Consider the following 16,700-nt stretch of genomic DNA (forward strand, 5'->3'; position numbering starts at 1 on the left):
GGTGTCAGCGCCGCTTCATGACGCGATCACATAGGCATCGCGGCCCTGCGACTTCGCCTGGTACATGGCCGCGTCGGCGCGCTCCATCAGGGAGGTGGCCCGGTCCTTGGGGCCGGCCAGTGCTAGGCCCAAGCTGGTACGCACCGACAGCTGCAGACCGCCGTCCAGCAGGAAGAGCGGGCGTATCGCAGCAAGGATTTTTTGCGCCAGCGGCTCCAGCTCGTGGGCCTGCTGTACATCCTCCAGCAGCACGGTGAACTCGTCGCCGGCCAGGCGGGCGACGAAATCGGTCTGCCTGACGCTGGCGCGCAGGCGCCGGCCGAACTCCTTGAGTACAGCATCGCCGACCGCGTGCCCGTGCTGATCGTTGATCTTCTTGAAGCCGTCCAGATCCATGAAGCCCAACGCCAGGCGGGTGCCGTGGCGCTGCGCGCGCAACAGGCCTTGGTCCAACTGCTCGTGGAAATGGCGCCGGTTCGGCAGGCCGGTCAGCGCATCGAAACGGGCCTCCGAGGCGAGCTGGATCTCCAGGTTCTTCATCGCGGTCAAATCGCTGGCCAGCACAAAAAATCCCTGCACCGTGCCCTTGTCGCAGCAGTCGGGCACATAGCCGAACTGCAGAAAGCGTGGCTCGCCCGGCTTGGCGCTCCACAGCCCGAACTCACGTCGCTGCCCGGCCAGCGCGGCAAGCACATGCTCGCGGTGGCTGGCGTACTCGGTGGCGCCCAGCAAGGACTCCAGAGGCCGGCCCAACACTTGCTCGACCGGCAGCTGGCCCCAGTCCAGCGCGACTCGGTTGCAGAACTGCAGGCGCTGCTCGCCGTCCACATACGCGATCAGGGCCGGCACATTGTCGGTAATGCCGCGCAGCCGCGCCTCGCTGGCACGCAGCGAGGCCTGCTGCTGCTCCAGCTGGACGCGTTTGCGGCGCAGCTCGATCAGCACACCGACCTGACGGGCCAGCACAGTCAGCGCGCGCCGCTGCGAGTCTGTCAGCTCCCGCGGTTTCGTATCGATCACGCAAAGCGCGCCCAGCGCATGGCCTGCGCCGGTGAGCAGCGGCGCGCCGGCGTAAAAGCGCACCCCCAGCTCGCCGGTGACCAACGGGTTGTTGACAAAGCGCGGGTCGAGCAGCGCGTCGCTCACCTGCATCAGCTCATCAGGCTTGAGGATGGCGTGGGTGCAGAAGGACTGTTCGCGCGGAGTCTCTCTGGCGTCCAGCCCGCAGCGGGCCTTGAACCACTGCCGGTTCGCATCGATCAGGCTGATCGCCGCAATCGGCACCTCGCACCACTCTGCCGCCAGGCTCACCAGATCATCAAAGGCCGGATCTTGGGGGCTGTCCAGCAAGGCCAGTGCCTGCAGGTCCTTCAGGCGTTCGAGTTCGTTGGCTGGGACGGGTACGCTCATGGATCAATATTAAGCGCGGCCAGGCCGGCCGCGAGAGGAAACAGTGCGCAAACCACTTTTTCAGGCGCGACCCGGGCAGGTCGGCGAAGTCGCGGGTGACAAGAGTGCAGCCTTGGGCCGCGGTGAAAGCGGCCGTCTGGAGATTGACCATCGGGAGCACGGGCCCGCGTTTGCGTCGTACGCAGGGCAGCTCAAAGCGCCAGCAGCACGATGTGAGGCTGATAGCCGTCGCTGAGGTTCTTCTTCTGGCCGGTCAGCTCGGCCACAACCCCAAGCCCGTTTCGCCCAGGGGCGAAGTCGTGTGGGTGCCGGTGCTGCGCACCGCTTGGCCGTATGAAAGCTGTCTTGAATTGAAGAATGAAATATTAAAGCTCTCTTTAATAAGTCAAACCAATAACGGAGTCTGCCTTGCCCCATTTGTCGCAGCGCGCTGTATCGGGGCAGCCCATGTACCGACTTCGCTTACGAACCAGTTACTTGCCGACATGTGGAGCGGGTGATGGGAATCGAACCCACGCTATCTGCTTGGGAAGCAGAAGTTCTACCATTGAACTACACCCGCATTGATGCGCATTCTAGCGTCTCAATGCGCGGTGGGCTGGTTGCTCCGCATCGTCAGCATGAGGCAGGTGCTTCGCGCCGGGGCCGGTGCATCGGTGATCACCGGGGTTGTGCCTTCATGCAGCACCGGCTGGATCTGGGTCCGTTAGTCGGCGGGTGGTTGGGCGGCAGGCAGGGTTCGCGCATCGATGATTCTGATGGCGGCGTCGGCATGGCCGGGGATGGCCGAGGTGCAGGTGCCGTTCACCTTGGGCAGCGGTTGTAGATCGAGTAGGCGCGATGCCTGTCCTTTCGCAAGGTAAGCAACGCGTTGATTGGCGTTTTGAAGCCTTTGCTGCCGCTGCTGACGGCGCTGCAGCCGATCTGCAGTGCTTAGCGATAGACACTGGCGAGCCGCGCCTGCAGGTCAACGAAGACCAGCAACAGCTTGTCGGGCGGTAACTGCGGGCTCCAGACCCACTGCCCGTGCCCGTTTGCTGCTCGGGCACCAGATCGACGGCCTTCGTCTTGCGTCCGCCTCAGAACGGCGCATCCCTGCCTGCCGCCAGAGCCATGCCCAGCACCAAGGCGGCGGCCGTGCAGTGCAGTCGCCGCCGAGCCGGCAGGCCTTTCGGTTCAGCAGTTATGCACATGCACCCCCTCGGTCGGATCGACCGTGGCGGTCCAGGGATGGGCCGCAATGGCGGCGCGGGTATCGGCCAGTCCAGCCGCGCGGCGCGCTTCAAGGCTGGCATGGCTGAAGTCCATGTCCTTGGTTTGGTCCTCCCCGGCTAGGCGCGGCGCCAGCAGGCGCAGCACATGCATCTGCGTGCCACAGCCCCAGGCCGTCAGCTCGCGTACGGCCGGGCTGCGGCGCTGCTCTGCCGGCAGCTGGCGACCCAGCTCGCGGATGATGTGGCGCAGGTGGTGAATTTGCTGCTGGCGGGCCAACGCCGCATCGATGCGGCTGGCGTACTGGATGTCCTTCTGGCGGTTACCGACCTCCCAGATACTTTCGGGCTCTGGGCCTTCGGGGCTCCAGAGGTGGACGGAGAAGATCGTCGAGTCGCGCCGTGGGTTGTCGTCGAGCACGCATTCGAGTGGCGTGTTCGAGTAGATGCCGCCGTCCCAGAAGGGCTCGCCGCCTTCGATGCGCACCGCTGGGAAGGCCGGCGGCAGTGCACCGGAGGCCATGATGTGGCGGGCGTCCAGCGCCTGGTCGCGGCTGTCGAAGTAGTGCATCTGGCCGCTGCGGGCGCTGACGCAGCCCACCGTCAGCCGGGTCGGCGCGGCTTGCCTGAGTCGCTCGAAGTCCAGCAGCCGGGCCAGAGTCTGCTGCAGCGGCGCGGTGCTGTAGTACGCAGCGCGCTCCAGACCGAGTCGGGTCTGCGGGCCGTAAAGACTGCCGGGGCCGGGCTCGAAGAAACCCGGTATGCCCCGGCTCACGGTCGCCAAATTGTTCCAGGCCGGCCCCCAGGGCGCTGGTTGGCCGACCAGGTCCCAGAACTCGCACAATCGCTGCAGCCGCAGCTCGGGAGCATTGCCGGCGATCAGCGCGCCATTGATCGCGCCGATTGAGGTGCCCACCACCCAGTCGGGCTCCAGTCCGGCCTCGTGCATGGCCTCGTAAACGCCCAGTTGGTAGGCACCCAAAGCGCCGCCGCCTTGCAGAACCAGCACGATTTGGCCGGGAGGGCGAGGGATGCTGGCTGCGTTTGCCTGTTTGCTCATGGGGTGAGGATAGCGGGGGAGGATGGCGAAGGCAGCACTTGATCACAGGTCTTGAGCTTCGAGGAGGGGGCGCTCATGCCAAGCGGATCAGCCAGTATTCTGTAAGGCGGCTGTCCGCCGGCACATGAATGCGCACGCCGTACGCCGCCCGGGTGTAGAGCAGCCAGAGGGAGCAGCCTGTCGCAAGTCGGCTGCGTGCTCCTGCTGCCCAGGGCTTGCCATGCAGCGGGTAGGCTTTTGCCCGCTGAGCTGCTGCCTGCGCCTCCGATCGGAACCGGCCGCCGAGGCCCTTCTCGACGGCTTCGTCGCAGGCGGTAGGCCCGAGCAACTCGGACCTGGCTTGCTTGGTGAAGCGAGTCTGCATCAAGGGGCGATGCGGCGAGCCTCTGCAAAGACGTCTCCAGCCGCGTAGGTCTCGACCCCGCCCTCTCTATAGGCTTTGACCTGCTGGACGATCTCTGGGGCCCAGGCGGCCTCGATGTTCGACAGCGCCGGCGCATGAAGAGACTCCAGCAGCAGCTCCACCAGAGCAGACGGATCGTCCGGGGCCAGCAAACGGCCACGATCTGCGAGCTCGGCAGCGATGTCAGCCATGATTCGCCTCCATGTGAGGTTTGGTCATACCGGGGACCAAGGCGGGGCGTATGCCCGGCGCCACCGCTGCTTGGCCTACCCGGCCAATTTCTCCGCCAACAAAACAAGCCCTCGATCACTGCCGGTCGGGCCCAGCAGCGACAGTCCGAGCGGCGCGCCGTCGCGCTTGAGCAGGGGCAGGCTCAGCTGCGGGAAACCGGACAGGCCTGCGATGCATAGCATCTGGATGCTGCGGTTGCGGTAGTCCTCCAGCGTGCTCTCGGCGGCGTTGCGCAGCGGGGCGATGTCCGGCATCGTTGGCATCAGCAGCACGCCGTCGCTGCCCAGCAGGGCGGCCAGGTGAGTGCGGAAGGCGTCGCGAAAGGCGCGGGCGCCGGCGACCTGGGTGTCCGTCACTTGGCGAGACCAGGCAAAGCGCTCGGCCACGCCCGGGCCCAGCGGCGGTGCATAGCGCTCGATCAGCGGGCCATCGGTCAGCCAGGCCTCACGGCCCTGGATGTAGCGGAACTGCCAGTACATGGTCTCCAGGCTGTCCAGCACCAGGGCCACCGGCGCGGCCTCGCCCAGTCGGGCCTGGACCTGGGCCGAGGCGCCCGATGTGGCCTCAGCCACCTCGGTGGACAGCAGGCCCCAGAGCTCGTGCGGCCACAGCAGGCGCGTCGGTGTGGGGGACAGGTCTTGCCCTAGCAACACATCGGCGACCCGGCTCATCACGGCCGCATCGCGGGCGAAGAAGCCGCAGGTGTCGAGGCTGGGCGCCAGGTCCAGCGCGCCGTCGAGGCTGATGCGGCCGTGGCTCGGGCGCAGGCCGTAGAGGCCGCAGTGGCTGGCCGGCGCGCGCACCGAGCCGCCGGTGTCGGTGCCCAGCGCGAAATCGCACAGGCCGTTGGAGACGGCCGAGGCCGAGCCCGAGGACGAGCCGCCGCTGATGCGCTCTGGCGCCGCACCGTTGATCGGCGCGCCGAAATGGGCGTTGTTGCCGTTCATCGAGAAGGCCAACTCATCGGTGACAGTCTTGCCGACAAAGCGCGCGCCGGCGTCCAGCAGCTTCTGAACGGTGGGGGCTGTGCGGCTCTTGATGCCGGAGCGGGCCAGCACGATGGGGTTGCCGCCGCCGGTCGGGTAGCCGGCGACATCGAACAGATCCTTGACCGCGAATGTCAGGCCGGCCAACGGGCCGGTGGCAGCATGCGCAACGCAGGCTTCGGGGTAGGGTACGAAAGCGTGGGCCGGGTCGTGAACAATCGTCATCAGGCGAGCGCAGTGGAGGCAGTTTCGATATGGTGGCAGCGGGCCAGATGGCCGACCGAGAACACCACCGGCTCGGGCTGCATGCGCCGGCAGGTCTCGTTGGCACGAGCGCAACGGTCGGCGAAGGCGCAGCCGGGCGGCAGATTCGCCAAGTCTGGCGGGCTGCCGGCAATGGTGTCAAGTCTTGCGCCCTTGGCCAGCGCACCATGCGCACGGCTCTTCAGCAGCGCCAGCGTGTACGGATGGCGCGGCGCACGCATGATCTCGCGCACCGAGCCCTCCTCGACGATGCGCCCTGCATACATGACCGCGATACGGTCCGCCACCTCGACCGCCGCGCCGATATCGTGGGTGACGAAGAGCACCGACAGGCCCAGCTCGCGCTGCAGCTCGCGCAGCAGCAGCAACACCTGGATCTGAACCGTGGCGTCCAGCGCGGTGGTCGGCTCGTCGGCCAGCAGCAACTGGGGTCGGCATGCCAGCGCCAGCGCGATCATCGCGCGTTGGCGCATACCGCCGGACATCTCGTGCGCATAGGCGTCCAGACGCCGCTCTGGGCTGGGAATGCGCACCCGCTCGAACAGCGCCAGCGCACGGGCCTGGGCCTGGGCCTCGCTGACACCGCCCTCGTGGCGGCGGATCGCCTCCTTGATCTGCGCGCCCACCGTGTAGACCGGGTCCAGCGCGAGCAGCGGCTCCTGGAAGATCATCGAGGCGACCTTGCCCCGGTAGTCGGCCAGCTCGCGTGCCGACATCGCCAGCACATCGCGCCCGCCGACCTGCATCTGGCCCTCGATGCGGCTGCGCTTCTCGGGGTGCAGTCGCAAGAGGCTGCGCATCGTGACGCTCTTTCCCGAGCCCGATTCGCCGATCAGCGCGAGCACCTCGCCGCGCTGCAGCTCCAGGCTGACGCCGCTGACCGCTTTCACCTGTTTCTTTCCACCGGTGAATGTGACGCTGAGGTTTTTCAGCACCACCATCGGCTCTTGCTTGCCTGTCTTCATGCTGCGGCTTCCGGATGGCCGCTGCCGCGCTCGTGCATCAGGCAGGCGACGATGTGATCGGTGCCCGCGGCTGTGGGCAGCGGTACGCGCTGGGCACAGATGGGCGCGGCCTGGGCGCAGCGCGGATGAAAGCGGCAACCGCTCGGCGGGTTGATTGGGTTGGGCGGGTCACCGGCCAGCGGCGCCTGTTCTGTGCGCTGGTCCGGATCCATGGCTGGCATTGAGGACAGCAGGGCTTTGGTGTAGGGATGGGCTGGTGCCTCGAACAGGGCCTCGGAGGGACCGATCTCGGCCACCTGGCCCAGATACATCACCATCACTCTATCGCTGATGAAGCGCACGACGCCCAGGTCATGGCTGATGAAGACATAGGTCAGGCCGAACTCTGCCTTCAGGTCCAGGAGCAAGTTCAGCACCTGGGCCTCGACCGATTTGTCGAGCGCCGAGACGGCCTCGTCCAGTATCACCAGGCGCGGCTGCAGCGCCAGCGCGCGCGCGATGTTGACGCGCTGACGCTGGCCGCCGGACAGCTCATGCGGATAGCGGCCGGCAAAGCGGGCCGGTTCCAGACCGACGCGGGCCAGCAGGTCATGCGAGCGCGCACGCGCCTCGCGCCTGGGCACGCCGTGGACCTGGGGTGCGAAGGCGATCGAGTCCTCGATGGTCAGGCGCGGGTTCAGCGATGCATAGCTGTCCTGAAACACCATCTGCACCTGACGGCGGAACTCCTTGAGCGGCAGCGCGCGGCTGCCGACAGTGCGGCCGTCGAAGACCACTTCGCCGGCGGTTGGGTTGATCAGTTGCATCAGCAGCCGCGCGGTCGTGCTCTTGCCGCAGCCCGACTCGCCGACGACACCCAGGGTCTCGCCTTTGAGCACGCTGAAATCGACACCGTCGACCGCCCGCACGACACCGCCGCCGCGACCCAGCGGATCCTTCTTCAGCGGGAAGTGCTTCGTCAGTCCCTTGATCGTCAGTAGCGGCTGGGCCGGGCCGCCGACATCGGCGGGCTGCTCCAGCAGTTCATTCAAGACGGCGCTCATGTCGACACCCTGGCGCTTTGCGCACTTCTGCCAAGCGGCAGCGAACCCAATCCCGGGCGGCCGTGCAGTGGGCTCATTGCTTGATCTCCATCGCGCTGCGCAAGCCGTCGGACAGGAGGTTGAAGGCGATCGAGGTGATGAAGATCATCACGCCGGGCAGCGCGGCGATCCAGGGCTGGGCATAGATGGCGGTGCGCAAGGTGTTCAACATCAGGCCCCACTCGGGCTCGGGCGGCTTCACACCTAGGCCCAGGAAGGACAGGCCGGAGGCCAGGATCATCGAGACCGCGATCAGGCCCGTGGCGTACACAAAGATCGGCGACAGCACATTGCCCAGCACATGGACGCGCACGATGGTGAAGGCGCTGGCACCTGAGGCGCGTGCCGCCTCCACATAGTCGCGCCCGCGCACCTGGGTGGTGACGCTCTCGGCCACCCGCACGATCTGCGGGATGAAGACGATGGTCAGCGAGATCAGTGAGTTGGTGATGCCGGCGCCCAGCGCGCCGGAAAGCGCGATCGCCAGCAGCACCGAGGGGAAGGCGTAGAACACATCCACCGTACGCATGATCAGCGTGTTGGTCAGCCCGCCCGCATAGCCGGCAATGATGCCGATCACGGTGCCGATCACGAAGGCAAACAGCACAGGCGTCAGACCCATGAACAGCGACAGCCGGGCTCCGACTATCAGGCGCGACAGCATGTCGCGGCCCAACTCGTCGCTGCCCAGTGGCAGCCCCTCGGTGCCGATGGGCTTCAGGCGCTTCATCATCGAGGCGGCATAAGGATCAGCAGGCGCCAGCCAGGGGCCGAAGACCGCTAGCGCCAGCAGTGCCAGCACGACCAGGCCGGCGCCGATGGCTACCGGGTCGCGCAGCAGGCGCGCGAGCACGCCCTGCCAGTAGCCGGGGGAGCGCAGCGGAGCTGGCGCAGCCAGAGGGGTCGTCATCACGGCTGCCATTTCAGGATCTCGCGATGCGGGGGTCGAGCAGAGTCTGCACCACATCGACCACCAAATTGAGTAGCACGAAGAACAGCGCCAACACCAAGATGGTGCCTTGTAGCAGCGGCAGGTCGCGCTGGAAGATGGCGGAGTTCAATAGGAAACCGGTGCCGGGCCAGGAGAACACCGTCTCGATCAGGATAGATCCGCCCAGCAGATAGCCCAGTTGCAGACCCATCACGGCCAGCGCGGTCGGCGCAGCGTTCTTGACGACGTGGCCAAAGATGCCCAGATCGGTCAGGCCCTTGGCGCGCAGACCGACGACGAACTCCTGCGACAAGATGTCGGCCACCAGGGCTCGCACCGTGCGGGCGATGATGCCCATCGGGATCACCGACATCGTCAGCGCCGGCAGTAGCATGTACTGGAAGTGCTCCCAGTCCCAGGCCCAGGTGCCCGAGCCGTCGGGGCCGGCGCCGGTGGCGGGCAGCCAGTTCAGCGTGGCGGCGAATACGATCACCATCACCATGCCCAGCCAGTAGTGCGGCACGCTGACGCCCAGCACGCTGAGCATCGAAGCCAGCCGGTCCAGCCAACTGCCGCGAAAGTAGCCGGCGACAAAGCCGAAAAAGGAGCCGAGTACGAAGCCGATCAGCGTCGCCAGCACCGCCAAGCGCAGCGTGTTGCCGACCGCCTTGATCACCTCGGCGGCCACCGGCCTGCCGCTGGCGATGCTGGTGCCCAGATCTCCCTGCAGGGCTCGCCAGACCCAGGCAAAGAACTGCTCGGGATAGCTGCGGTTGAAGCCGTAGAGCTCGCGCAGCTGGGCCTGCAGATCGGCCGATGCGTCCGGCGGCAGGATGGAGACCAGCGGATCGCCGGGCGACAGATGGACCAACGCAAAGCACACCAGGGCCACGCCCAGCATGATGGGCAGGGCGTAGATGATCCGTCTGAGCAGGTAGATCAGCATCGGCGGCGATCAGTCCATGCTCATGGGCGCAATGTCGATGAACCAGCTGCGCGGCTGCACCACACCCTTGACCTTGGCGCTCATCGCGCGCGGCCCGACGTCATGGGCGATCCAAACAAAGGCCGCGTCCTCGACGATGCGGGCGTGCAGCTTGGCGAGCGCGGCGTCGCGGGCCTTGTCGTCAAAGGCGGTACGAGCGTCTGCGATCAGCTTGTCGACCTCGGCATTGCCGTAATAGCCCCAGTTGTTGGAGACCGGCGGGAAGGTCTTGGTGCTGGAGAAGCGCACCATCGCGAAGAAGGGATCCATCGCAGCGAAGCTGACATTGGTGGCGTGCGCGCCATTGGCCGAAGGATCCTTGGCGCCTTTGCGCCAGTTGGTGAACAGCGTGTTCCATTCGATCACGTCGAAATCGACATCGAAGTAGCACTGTTTCAGCGACTGCTGGACGAACTCGTTCATCGGCAGCGGCTGCATCTGGCCTGAACCGGAGGCCGAGATCTGCACTTTGACCTTGACCGGCTTGGCGGCGGAGAAGCCGGCTTGGGCCATCAGCGCCTGCGCGGCCTTGACGTCGTACTTGATGTCGAACTTCGGATTGCCCCACCAGGGGTGTCCCGGCGGCACCGTGCCCTTGGGGATGGCCATCATGCCGCCCAGAAAGGTCTTCAGGCCCTCGCGGTCTACGCAGAGATTGGCGGCCTGGCGCACGCGCTTATCCAGCCAGGGGGAGCCCTCGGCGAACGACAGCTGCCAAGGCCAGACATGGGGTTGGGCATTGCTGTAGATCTTGTGGCCGCGCTGGGTGATCTGGGCCATCGCGTCGGGCGAAGGTGCTTCAATCCAGTCTACCTGGCCCGACAGCAGGGCCGCGGTGCGGGCATTGGCCTCGGGCATCGGCAGCATCACGACCTTGTCGATCTTGGGCACGCGCTTGGCATCCCAGTAGCCCTTATTGGCGACCATTTCCAGTCGCTCGCGGGCGACGAAGCGGCTCATCTTGAAGGGACCGGAGCCGGAGGCGTCGGCAGCAAACGCGGTCCAGGCCTGCTTGCTACGTTCGGCTGCATCGGCCACGCCGGCAGGCACGGCCTTGAGCTTGGCCTCCCAATGCGCGGGCGATGCCATGAAGAGATTGGTCAGGTTCAGCGGCAGGAAGGAGTCGGGCTCGCTGGTGGTGAGCTCGACGGTCAGATCGTCGATCTTGCGAGCGCTGCGCAGCGTGGGCATGCGCGAGGCAGTGACGCCGACCTGGCTGGCGTCGAAATGCGGCGCGTCCTTGTCCAGCACCTTGCGGACATTCCAGACCACCGCGTCGGCATTGAAGGCCGAGCCGTCATGGAACTTGACGCCCGGGCGCAGCTTGAATACCCATTTGGTCTTGTCTTTGGCGTCGACCGTCCAACTCGTAGCCAGGCCCGGGATCAGCACGCTGGCGGCATCGGCCTTGGACAGGTCCCAGTGCGTCAGCGCGTCATACATCGGGATGCCAGTGAAGCGGTTGCCCTCGAAGCCCTGATCGGGCTGCCCCAGCGTGCGCGGGATGTCGGCGGCGGTCATCGCGATGCGCAGGGTTTTTTCCTGGGCGAGGGCGCTGGTGGCGAGAGCCAGGGCGGCCAGCGCAAAAACGAGACGGGGACTCTGCTGCTTCATCGGTGCTCCTCGTGGGTTGTTTGTAGGCTCAGACGCAAGTCATGTGCCAGGCGCTGCGCAGGCCGCAGTCGACGCTGTCCAGCAGCGGCAGCGCAAACTCCGGCTGCAGCCGGGCGGCCCAGCCGGCCAGGGCCGCACCGCCGACGATGATGCTTGCCACCCCGGGCAGTGCGGCCGCCTGCTGGCAGGCTTGGCGCAGCACGCGGCCGGCCATCTCAGGGTCAGCTGCCAGCTCGGCGCCGCTCGGCTCGACGCTGACGATGCCCGCCAGCGGGTCGAGCAGGTCAAGGCTCCAGGCCAGGCGTCTGAGCATCGGCACCCAGGCGGCGCCGCCGGTGACGATGGCGTAGCGGCCTCGTTCGACTGCCTCGCGCATCGAGGCTTCGGCCAGAGCGCAGACCGGCACGCGGGCTCGTTCGCGCAGCGCCAGCAGTCCCGGGTCACCGAAACAGCCGAGTAGCACCACATTGGGGCTCGTTCCCTCTGATAGTGCGGTGTCGTAGGCGTCCAGCACCGCATGGCTGGCCAGGGCCAGTGCGTACTCGCTGCTGATATAGCGCATGCCGAATCGGGCGGTGCGTGTCAGGACCTGACCCCCGGCGGGCGTTAGTGCGGCGGCGGCCTGCGCCAGTTGGCGGGTTACCGCTTCGCTGGTGTTGGGGTTGATCAGCAGCAGCAGGCTCATGGCCCGGGCCGACGCAACTCCTGTGCCCGCTTTGGGGCGTCAGCGTGGCGGCAGGTCGATGAAAGCCGAGGGGGCGAAGTCCACGGCGCCCTCGGGCCGCTGTCCGGCCGCCCAGTGCTGCAGGGCCGCCGCCGACATCGGGCGGGCGAAGAAAAAGCCCTGCAGCTCGTCGCAGTCCAGCGCCAGCAGCACATCGCGCTGGCCGGCAGTCTCGACACCCTCGGCCACCACGCTGAGGTCCAACGCATGGGCCAGCTTGACGACCGCGTCCACCACGGCGCGGGCATCGGCGCTGGTTTCCAGGTCCTGGATGAAGCCGCGGTCGATCTTCAACTGGCGGGCCGGCAGCTGGCGCAGATAGCTGAGGCTGGAGTAGCCCGTGCCAAAGTCATCGATGGACAGAAACACGCCGATGCGCGACAGGCCTTCGAAGGCGGCCTGGGTGGCGCTGATGTCTTCCATCGCCACCGATTCGGTGATCTCGCAAAGCAGGCGCTCCGGCGCGACGCGGTGGCGGCTTAGCGCCTGTTCGATGCGCGCGACCAGGTCGCCCTGGCGCAGTTGGTGGACCGAGAGATTGATCGCGACGCGGATGCGCAGGCCGTCCTGTTCCCAGGCCTGCATCTGGCGGCAGGCCTCGTTGATGACCCAGCCACCGAGCTCGTTGATCAGGCCGAAGCGCTCCGCAATCGGGATGAAGACATCGGGTGGGATCATGCCGCGCTCCGGGTGCTGCCAGCGCAGCAAGGCCTCGACGCCGCGCAGCAGGCCACGTTGGCCGTCGAACTTTGGCTGGTAGTGCAGGCTGATCTGGCCCTCGGTCAGGGCCTGGCGCAATGCGTGCTGCAGGCTCAGTTGCTCGGCCGCGCCGGCATCCATGTGGCTCTCGAATACCGCATAGGTATTGCCGCCGTTGCGCTTAGCCGCATACATCGCGGCGTCGGCATGGCCCATCAGCTTGTCGCCCGGGCCATGCTCGGGGTAGACCGCGATGCCCACCGAGGCCGCCACATGCAGCTTGCGCCCGCCTATCGTGAAGGCCTGGGTCAGCGACTGCACCAGGCGGTGCGCCAGCGCCGCGCTGTCGGCCACATCGGCCACGTCTTCAAGCAGCAGCACAAATTCGTCGCCGCCCAGCCGCGCCACCGTGTCGCTGTCGCGCGCCACCGCCAGCAAGCGCTGTGCCACCTCCTGCAGCAGCGTGTCGCCGGCGGCGTGGCCGTAGGAGTCGTTGACCGGTTTGAAGCCGTCCAGATCGACGAAGAGCACGGCCAGGCGCTTGACCTGGCGGCTGCTGCGCTCGCCGCCGCGGTCCAGCATCGCCAGCGCATGGCTGAGCCGGTCCTCGAACAGCAGGCGGTTTGGCAGCCCAGTCAGCGGGTCGAGGAAGGCGCGTTTTTGCAGCTCCTGGTTGGCCGACTGCAGCTGGCTGTTGGCGTCCTGCAGCGAGGCCGCCAGCGCAGCGGTCTTTCCCTGCATGCGCGCATCCAGGCTGGAGGTCAGCAGGGTCATCGCCAGCAGGGCCAGCGAGGCCAGCATGATCAGCTCGCCGAGCGCCTCACCGCCGAGCTGGCCGGCGCTGAGGCACACGCTGCCCTCGGGGAAACCGGCGGCGGCCATGCCGGTGTAGTGCATGCCGCTGATCGCGAGCCCCATCACCAGTGCGGCCAGGGCCTGGTAGCGCCGGCTATGCTGGGGCTTGACGCTGCGCAGCCAGAAGAAGATGAGCAGGGCCACGGCCGAGGCCCCTACCGCAATTGCCGCCGAGGCAGCCACCAGCAGCGGGTTCCAGACGATGCCCGGCGCCATGTCCAGCGCTGCCATGCCGGTGTAATGCATTGCGCAGATGCCCACGCCCATCACCAGAGCGCCACCGCCCAGCCGGCCGGCCGCCAATGAACCCTGGCTGGCCAGACCCAGCGCCACCGCCGAGGCCGCCACGGCAGCCACCCAGGACAGCAGGGTCAGCAGGCCGGTATAGCCCAGCGCGATCGGCAGCGTGTAGGCCTGCATGCCGATGAAGTGCATGGACCAGATGCCCGAGCCCATCGCTACCGAGCCGCCCAGCCACCAGATGCGGGCGACCGCTGCGTCGGTGCTGCGCACCCGCTTGGCCAGATCCAGGGTTACATAGGACGCGAAGCAGGCGATCAGCACGGAGGCAAGGAGGATGCCTGGATCGTAAAGCGGTGTCAGCAAGGGCATGTGTGAGGGAACCGGTGGCGGCCACGCTGACCGCCTAGTATGAATATATGTCAAGGCTGGGACGGCATGGGCGAGTGCCGGTTAGAGTCGCAAGCATGAAAAAGTCTGTGCTCACCCCTCCGACCGTTCTGACCCTGGCCTGGCGCCAGCTGTGGCGCGATTGGCGCGCCGGCGAGCTGCGCCTGTTGGTACTGGCCGTCGCGCTGGCGGTGGCGGCGCTGTGTGCGGTGGGCTTTCTGGCCGACCGGATGGAGCAGGGGCTCAAGCGCGACGCGGCCCAGCTGCTGGGCGGAGACGCCGTGGTCAGCAGCGACCAGGCGACGCCTGCGCCGCTGCGCGAACTGGCCGAGCGTCTTGGGCTGGCGCGGGTCGGCACGGTCAGTTTTCCCAGCATGGCGCGGGCGCCGGACGAGCAAGGCGGTGCGAGCAGGCTGGTAGCGGTCAAGGCGGTTGGTGAGGCCTACCCGCTGCGCGGCCAGGTCAGCCTGGCCGACGGTCGCAAGCTCGGCGCGCCCGCGCGCGGCGAGGTCTGGGTTGATGCCGGGGTGCTGGACGCGCTGGGACTGAAGCTCGGTGACCCTTTGCTGCTCGGCGAATCGAGCCTAAAGCTGGCCGGCGTGATCGCCAACGAGCCCGACCGGGGGGCTGGCTTCTTGAGCTTTGCGCCGCGGGTGATGCTGGCCGAGGCCGATCTGGCCGCCACCGGTCTGGTGCAGCCGGCCAGCCGACTGAACTACCGCTTCGCGGTGATCGCGCCGGCCGGGCGGGCGACCGTCGCACGCGAGTTCGAGCAGCAGGCGGCGGCGCTGATCGAGTCCCAGGGCCTGCGCGGCGTGCGCCTGGAGTCGCTGGAAGGCGGTCGGCCCGAGATGCGCCAGACCATGGACCGGGCCAGCAAGTTCCTGAACCTGGTGGCCATGCTTTCGGCTCTGCTGGCGGCGGTGGCGGTCGCGCTGGCGGCGCGCGACTTTGCGGCCCGCCATCTGGACGATTGCGCGATGCTGCGAGTGCTGGGACAGCCGCAGCGTCGCATCGCCTGGGCCTATGGTCTGGAGTTCGGCGTTGTCGGCCTGCTGGCCAGCCTGGTCGGCGTGGCCCTGGGTTTTGCGCTGCACTATGTGTTTGTCAGCCTGCTGGCCGGGCTGATCGCGGTCGATCTGCCGGCCGCCGGCCTTTGGCCGGTGGGTCTGGGCGTCGGGCTTGGCATGAGTCTGCTGCTGGGCTTCGGGCTGCCGCCGGTGCTGCAGCTGGCGGCGGTGCCGGCGCTGCGGGTGATGCGGCGCGATCTGGGGTCCATCAAGGCTGGCTCGTTGCTGGTGCTGGGCGCAGGGGTGCTGGGCTTTGGCGCCATCCTGGTGGCGCTGTCGGGCGATATCAAGCTGGGCCTCATTGCGGCCGGCGGCTTCGCTGCGGCGCTGGCCGTATTTGCGTTGCTGGCCTGGGGGGCGGTACTGCTGCTGCGCCGCCTGGTGCCGGGCGCCGGAGCGCCGCGCTGGCTGCTGCTGGCGACGCGCCAGGTTGCGGCGCGGCCGGCCTTCGCGGTGGTCCAGGTATCAGCGCTGGCGGTGGGTCTGCTGGCGCTGGCCCTGTTGGTGTTGCTGCGCACTGACCTGATCGCTAGCTGGCGGGCGGCGAGCCCGGCCGATGCGCCGAATCGCTTCGTCATCAATATCCAGCCCGATCAGGGCGAGGCCTTCCAGCAGCAGTTGAAGACGGCCGGCGTGAGTGGCTATGACTGGTATCCGATGATCCGCGGACGTCTGGTGGCGATCAATGGCAAGTCTGTGGCGCCTAAGCAGTTCAGTGAGGAGCGCTCGCAGCGCTTGGTCGAACGTGAGTTCAATCTGAGCCATGGCGCCGAGCTGCCGACCCATAACCAGCTGGTCGGCGGGCGCTGGACCGCCGACGAGGCCGAGGGCCTGAGTGTCGAGGAGGGCCTGGCCAAGCAACTGGGGCTCAAGCTCGGCGATAGCCTGAGCTTCGATATCGCCGGCAGCATTATTAGCGGCAAGATCAGCAGTCTGCGCAAGGTGGACTGGAGCTCGATGCGTGTCAACTTCTTCGTGCTGTTCCCGCGTGCGGCCATGCCCGAACTGCCCAGCACCTATATTGCGGCCTTCCGAGCGTCCCAGGGGGGCGAGCTCGATAGGCAGCTCAGCCACGATTTCCCCAACATCACCAATGTTGATGTCTCGGCCCAGATCCAGCAGGTTCAGCAGGTGCTGGACCAGGTCATACAGGCGGTGCAGTTTCTGTTCGCATTCACCTTGGCCACCGGTTTGGTGGTGCTGCTCAGCGCGGTCAGCAGCACGCGCGAGTCGCGTATCCGCGAGTTCGGCCTCATGCGTGCGCTGGGCGCGAGCAAGCAGTTGCTGGCCCAGGTGCAGCGCGCCGAACTGCTGGGCGTGGGCGCGCTGGCTGGCGCGCTGGCCGGGCTGGTCGCGCTGGCGCTGGGCAGCCTGCTGGCCCGCTATGTGTTCGAGTTCGACTGGGGCGGCAGCCCCTGGGTGCCGCTGGCCAGCGCCGCCCTCGGCGCCCTGCTGGCTCAAGCGGCCGGCTGGTGGAGCCTGCGCGGCGTGCTGCAGCGACCGGTGATGGTGACCTTGCGCGAGGCCAACACCAACTGAGGCGATGGCCGTCGCGGAAGGCCCGGATCAGAAAGCTTGGC

Annotated in this window: 14 protein-coding genes and 1 tRNA gene; 2 read left to right on the plus strand and 13 right to left on the minus strand. The window is 67.2% G+C overall.

Annotation, left to right across the window (positions count from 1 at the left end; translation table 11 throughout):
* Positions 1-15: 15 nt before the first annotated feature.
* Both OOZ63_RS18325 and OOZ63_RS18330 read right to left on the minus strand, forming a co-directional pair.
* A complete protein-coding gene (locus OOZ63_RS18325; protein WP_266007048.1) occupies positions 16-1,410 on the minus strand; it encodes a diguanylate cyclase domain-containing protein in 1,395 nt (464 codons plus the stop codon).
* Between the two features lie 488 nt (positions 1,411-1,898).
* Positions 1,899-1,972 (minus strand) — tRNA-Gly (locus OOZ63_RS18330).
* Between the two features lie 278 nt (positions 1,973-2,250).
* Between OOZ63_RS18330 and OOZ63_RS18335 the strand changes: the two genes are divergently transcribed.
* Positions 2,251-2,412, plus strand: coding sequence for a hypothetical protein (locus OOZ63_RS18335; protein WP_266007049.1), 162 nt, complete (start codon positions 2,251-2,253; stop codon positions 2,410-2,412).
* Positions 2,413-2,586: 174 nt separating this feature from the next.
* On the opposite strand, the gene OOZ63_RS18340 is transcribed toward OOZ63_RS18335, so the two are convergent.
* The 11 genes from OOZ63_RS18340 to OOZ63_RS18390 form a co-directional block, all read right to left on the minus strand.
* Entirely contained in the window at positions 2,587-3,681 is a 1,095-nt protein-coding gene (locus tag OOZ63_RS18340; protein WP_266007050.1) for a patatin-like phospholipase family protein, read from the minus strand.
* A gap of 73 nt (positions 3,682-3,754) precedes the next feature.
* On the minus strand, positions 3,755-4,045 hold the full coding sequence (locus OOZ63_RS18345; protein WP_266007051.1) for a hypothetical protein: 291 nt from the start codon (positions 4,043-4,045) through the stop codon (positions 3,755-3,757).
* Positions 4,045-4,275, minus strand: coding sequence for an addiction module protein (locus OOZ63_RS18350; RefSeq protein WP_266007052.1), 231 nt, complete (start codon positions 4,273-4,275; stop codon positions 4,045-4,047). The genes OOZ63_RS18345 and OOZ63_RS18350 overlap by 1 nt, the downstream gene beginning before the upstream one ends.
* 75 nt (positions 4,276-4,350) lie before the next feature.
* On the minus strand, positions 4,351-5,526 hold the full coding sequence (locus OOZ63_RS18355; protein ID WP_266007053.1) for an amidase: 1,176 nt from the start codon (positions 5,524-5,526) through the stop codon (positions 4,351-4,353).
* Positions 5,526-6,530, minus strand: a complete 1,005-nt coding sequence (locus OOZ63_RS18360) for an ABC transporter ATP-binding protein (RefSeq protein WP_416234752.1) — start codon at positions 6,528-6,530, stop codon at positions 5,526-5,528. Before OOZ63_RS18360 ends, OOZ63_RS18355 begins: the two co-directional genes overlap by 1 nt.
* On the minus strand, positions 6,527-7,573 hold the full coding sequence (locus OOZ63_RS18365; protein WP_266007054.1) for an ABC transporter ATP-binding protein: 1,047 nt from the start codon (positions 7,571-7,573) through the stop codon (positions 6,527-6,529). Before OOZ63_RS18365 ends, OOZ63_RS18360 begins: the two co-directional genes overlap by 4 nt.
* A 73-nt stretch (positions 7,574-7,646) precedes the next feature.
* Positions 7,647-8,522 carry an ABC transporter permease gene (locus OOZ63_RS18370; RefSeq protein ID WP_266007055.1) on the minus strand — a complete coding sequence of 292 codons (876 nt, stop codon included), beginning with the start codon at positions 8,520-8,522 and terminating at the stop codon, positions 7,647-7,649.
* Between the two features lie 13 nt (positions 8,523-8,535).
* The gene (locus tag OOZ63_RS18375) at positions 8,536-9,489 is read right to left on the minus strand and encodes an ABC transporter permease (protein ID WP_266007056.1); all 954 of its coding nucleotides are present in this window, start codon (positions 9,487-9,489) and stop codon (positions 8,536-8,538) included.
* Positions 9,490-9,498: 9 nt separating this feature from the next.
* On the minus strand, positions 9,499-11,142 hold the full coding sequence (locus tag OOZ63_RS18380; RefSeq protein ID WP_266007057.1) for an ABC transporter substrate-binding protein: 1,644 nt from the start codon (positions 11,140-11,142) through the stop codon (positions 9,499-9,501).
* A gap of 28 nt (positions 11,143-11,170) precedes the next feature.
* The gene (locus OOZ63_RS18385; protein ID WP_266007058.1) at positions 11,171-11,827 is read right to left on the minus strand and encodes an aspartate/glutamate racemase family protein; all 657 of its coding nucleotides are present in this window, start codon (positions 11,825-11,827) and stop codon (positions 11,171-11,173) included.
* A gap of 39 nt (positions 11,828-11,866) precedes the next feature.
* Positions 11,867-14,032, minus strand: a complete 2,166-nt coding sequence (locus OOZ63_RS18390) for a putative bifunctional diguanylate cyclase/phosphodiesterase (protein WP_266007059.1) — start codon at positions 14,030-14,032, stop codon at positions 11,867-11,869.
* 95 nt (positions 14,033-14,127) lie between these two features.
* Here OOZ63_RS18390 and OOZ63_RS18395 point away from each other — a divergent pair, with 95 nt between their 5' ends.
* Entirely contained in the window at positions 14,128-16,659 is a 2,532-nt protein-coding gene (locus tag OOZ63_RS18395; RefSeq protein WP_266007060.1) for an ABC transporter permease, read from the plus strand.
* Positions 16,660-16,700 lie beyond the last annotated feature (41 nt).

The sequence above is a fragment of the Paucibacter sp. PLA-PC-4 genome, from assembly GCF_026241155.1.
GTDB lineage: Bacteria > Pseudomonadota > Gammaproteobacteria > Burkholderiales > Burkholderiaceae_C > Roseateles_E.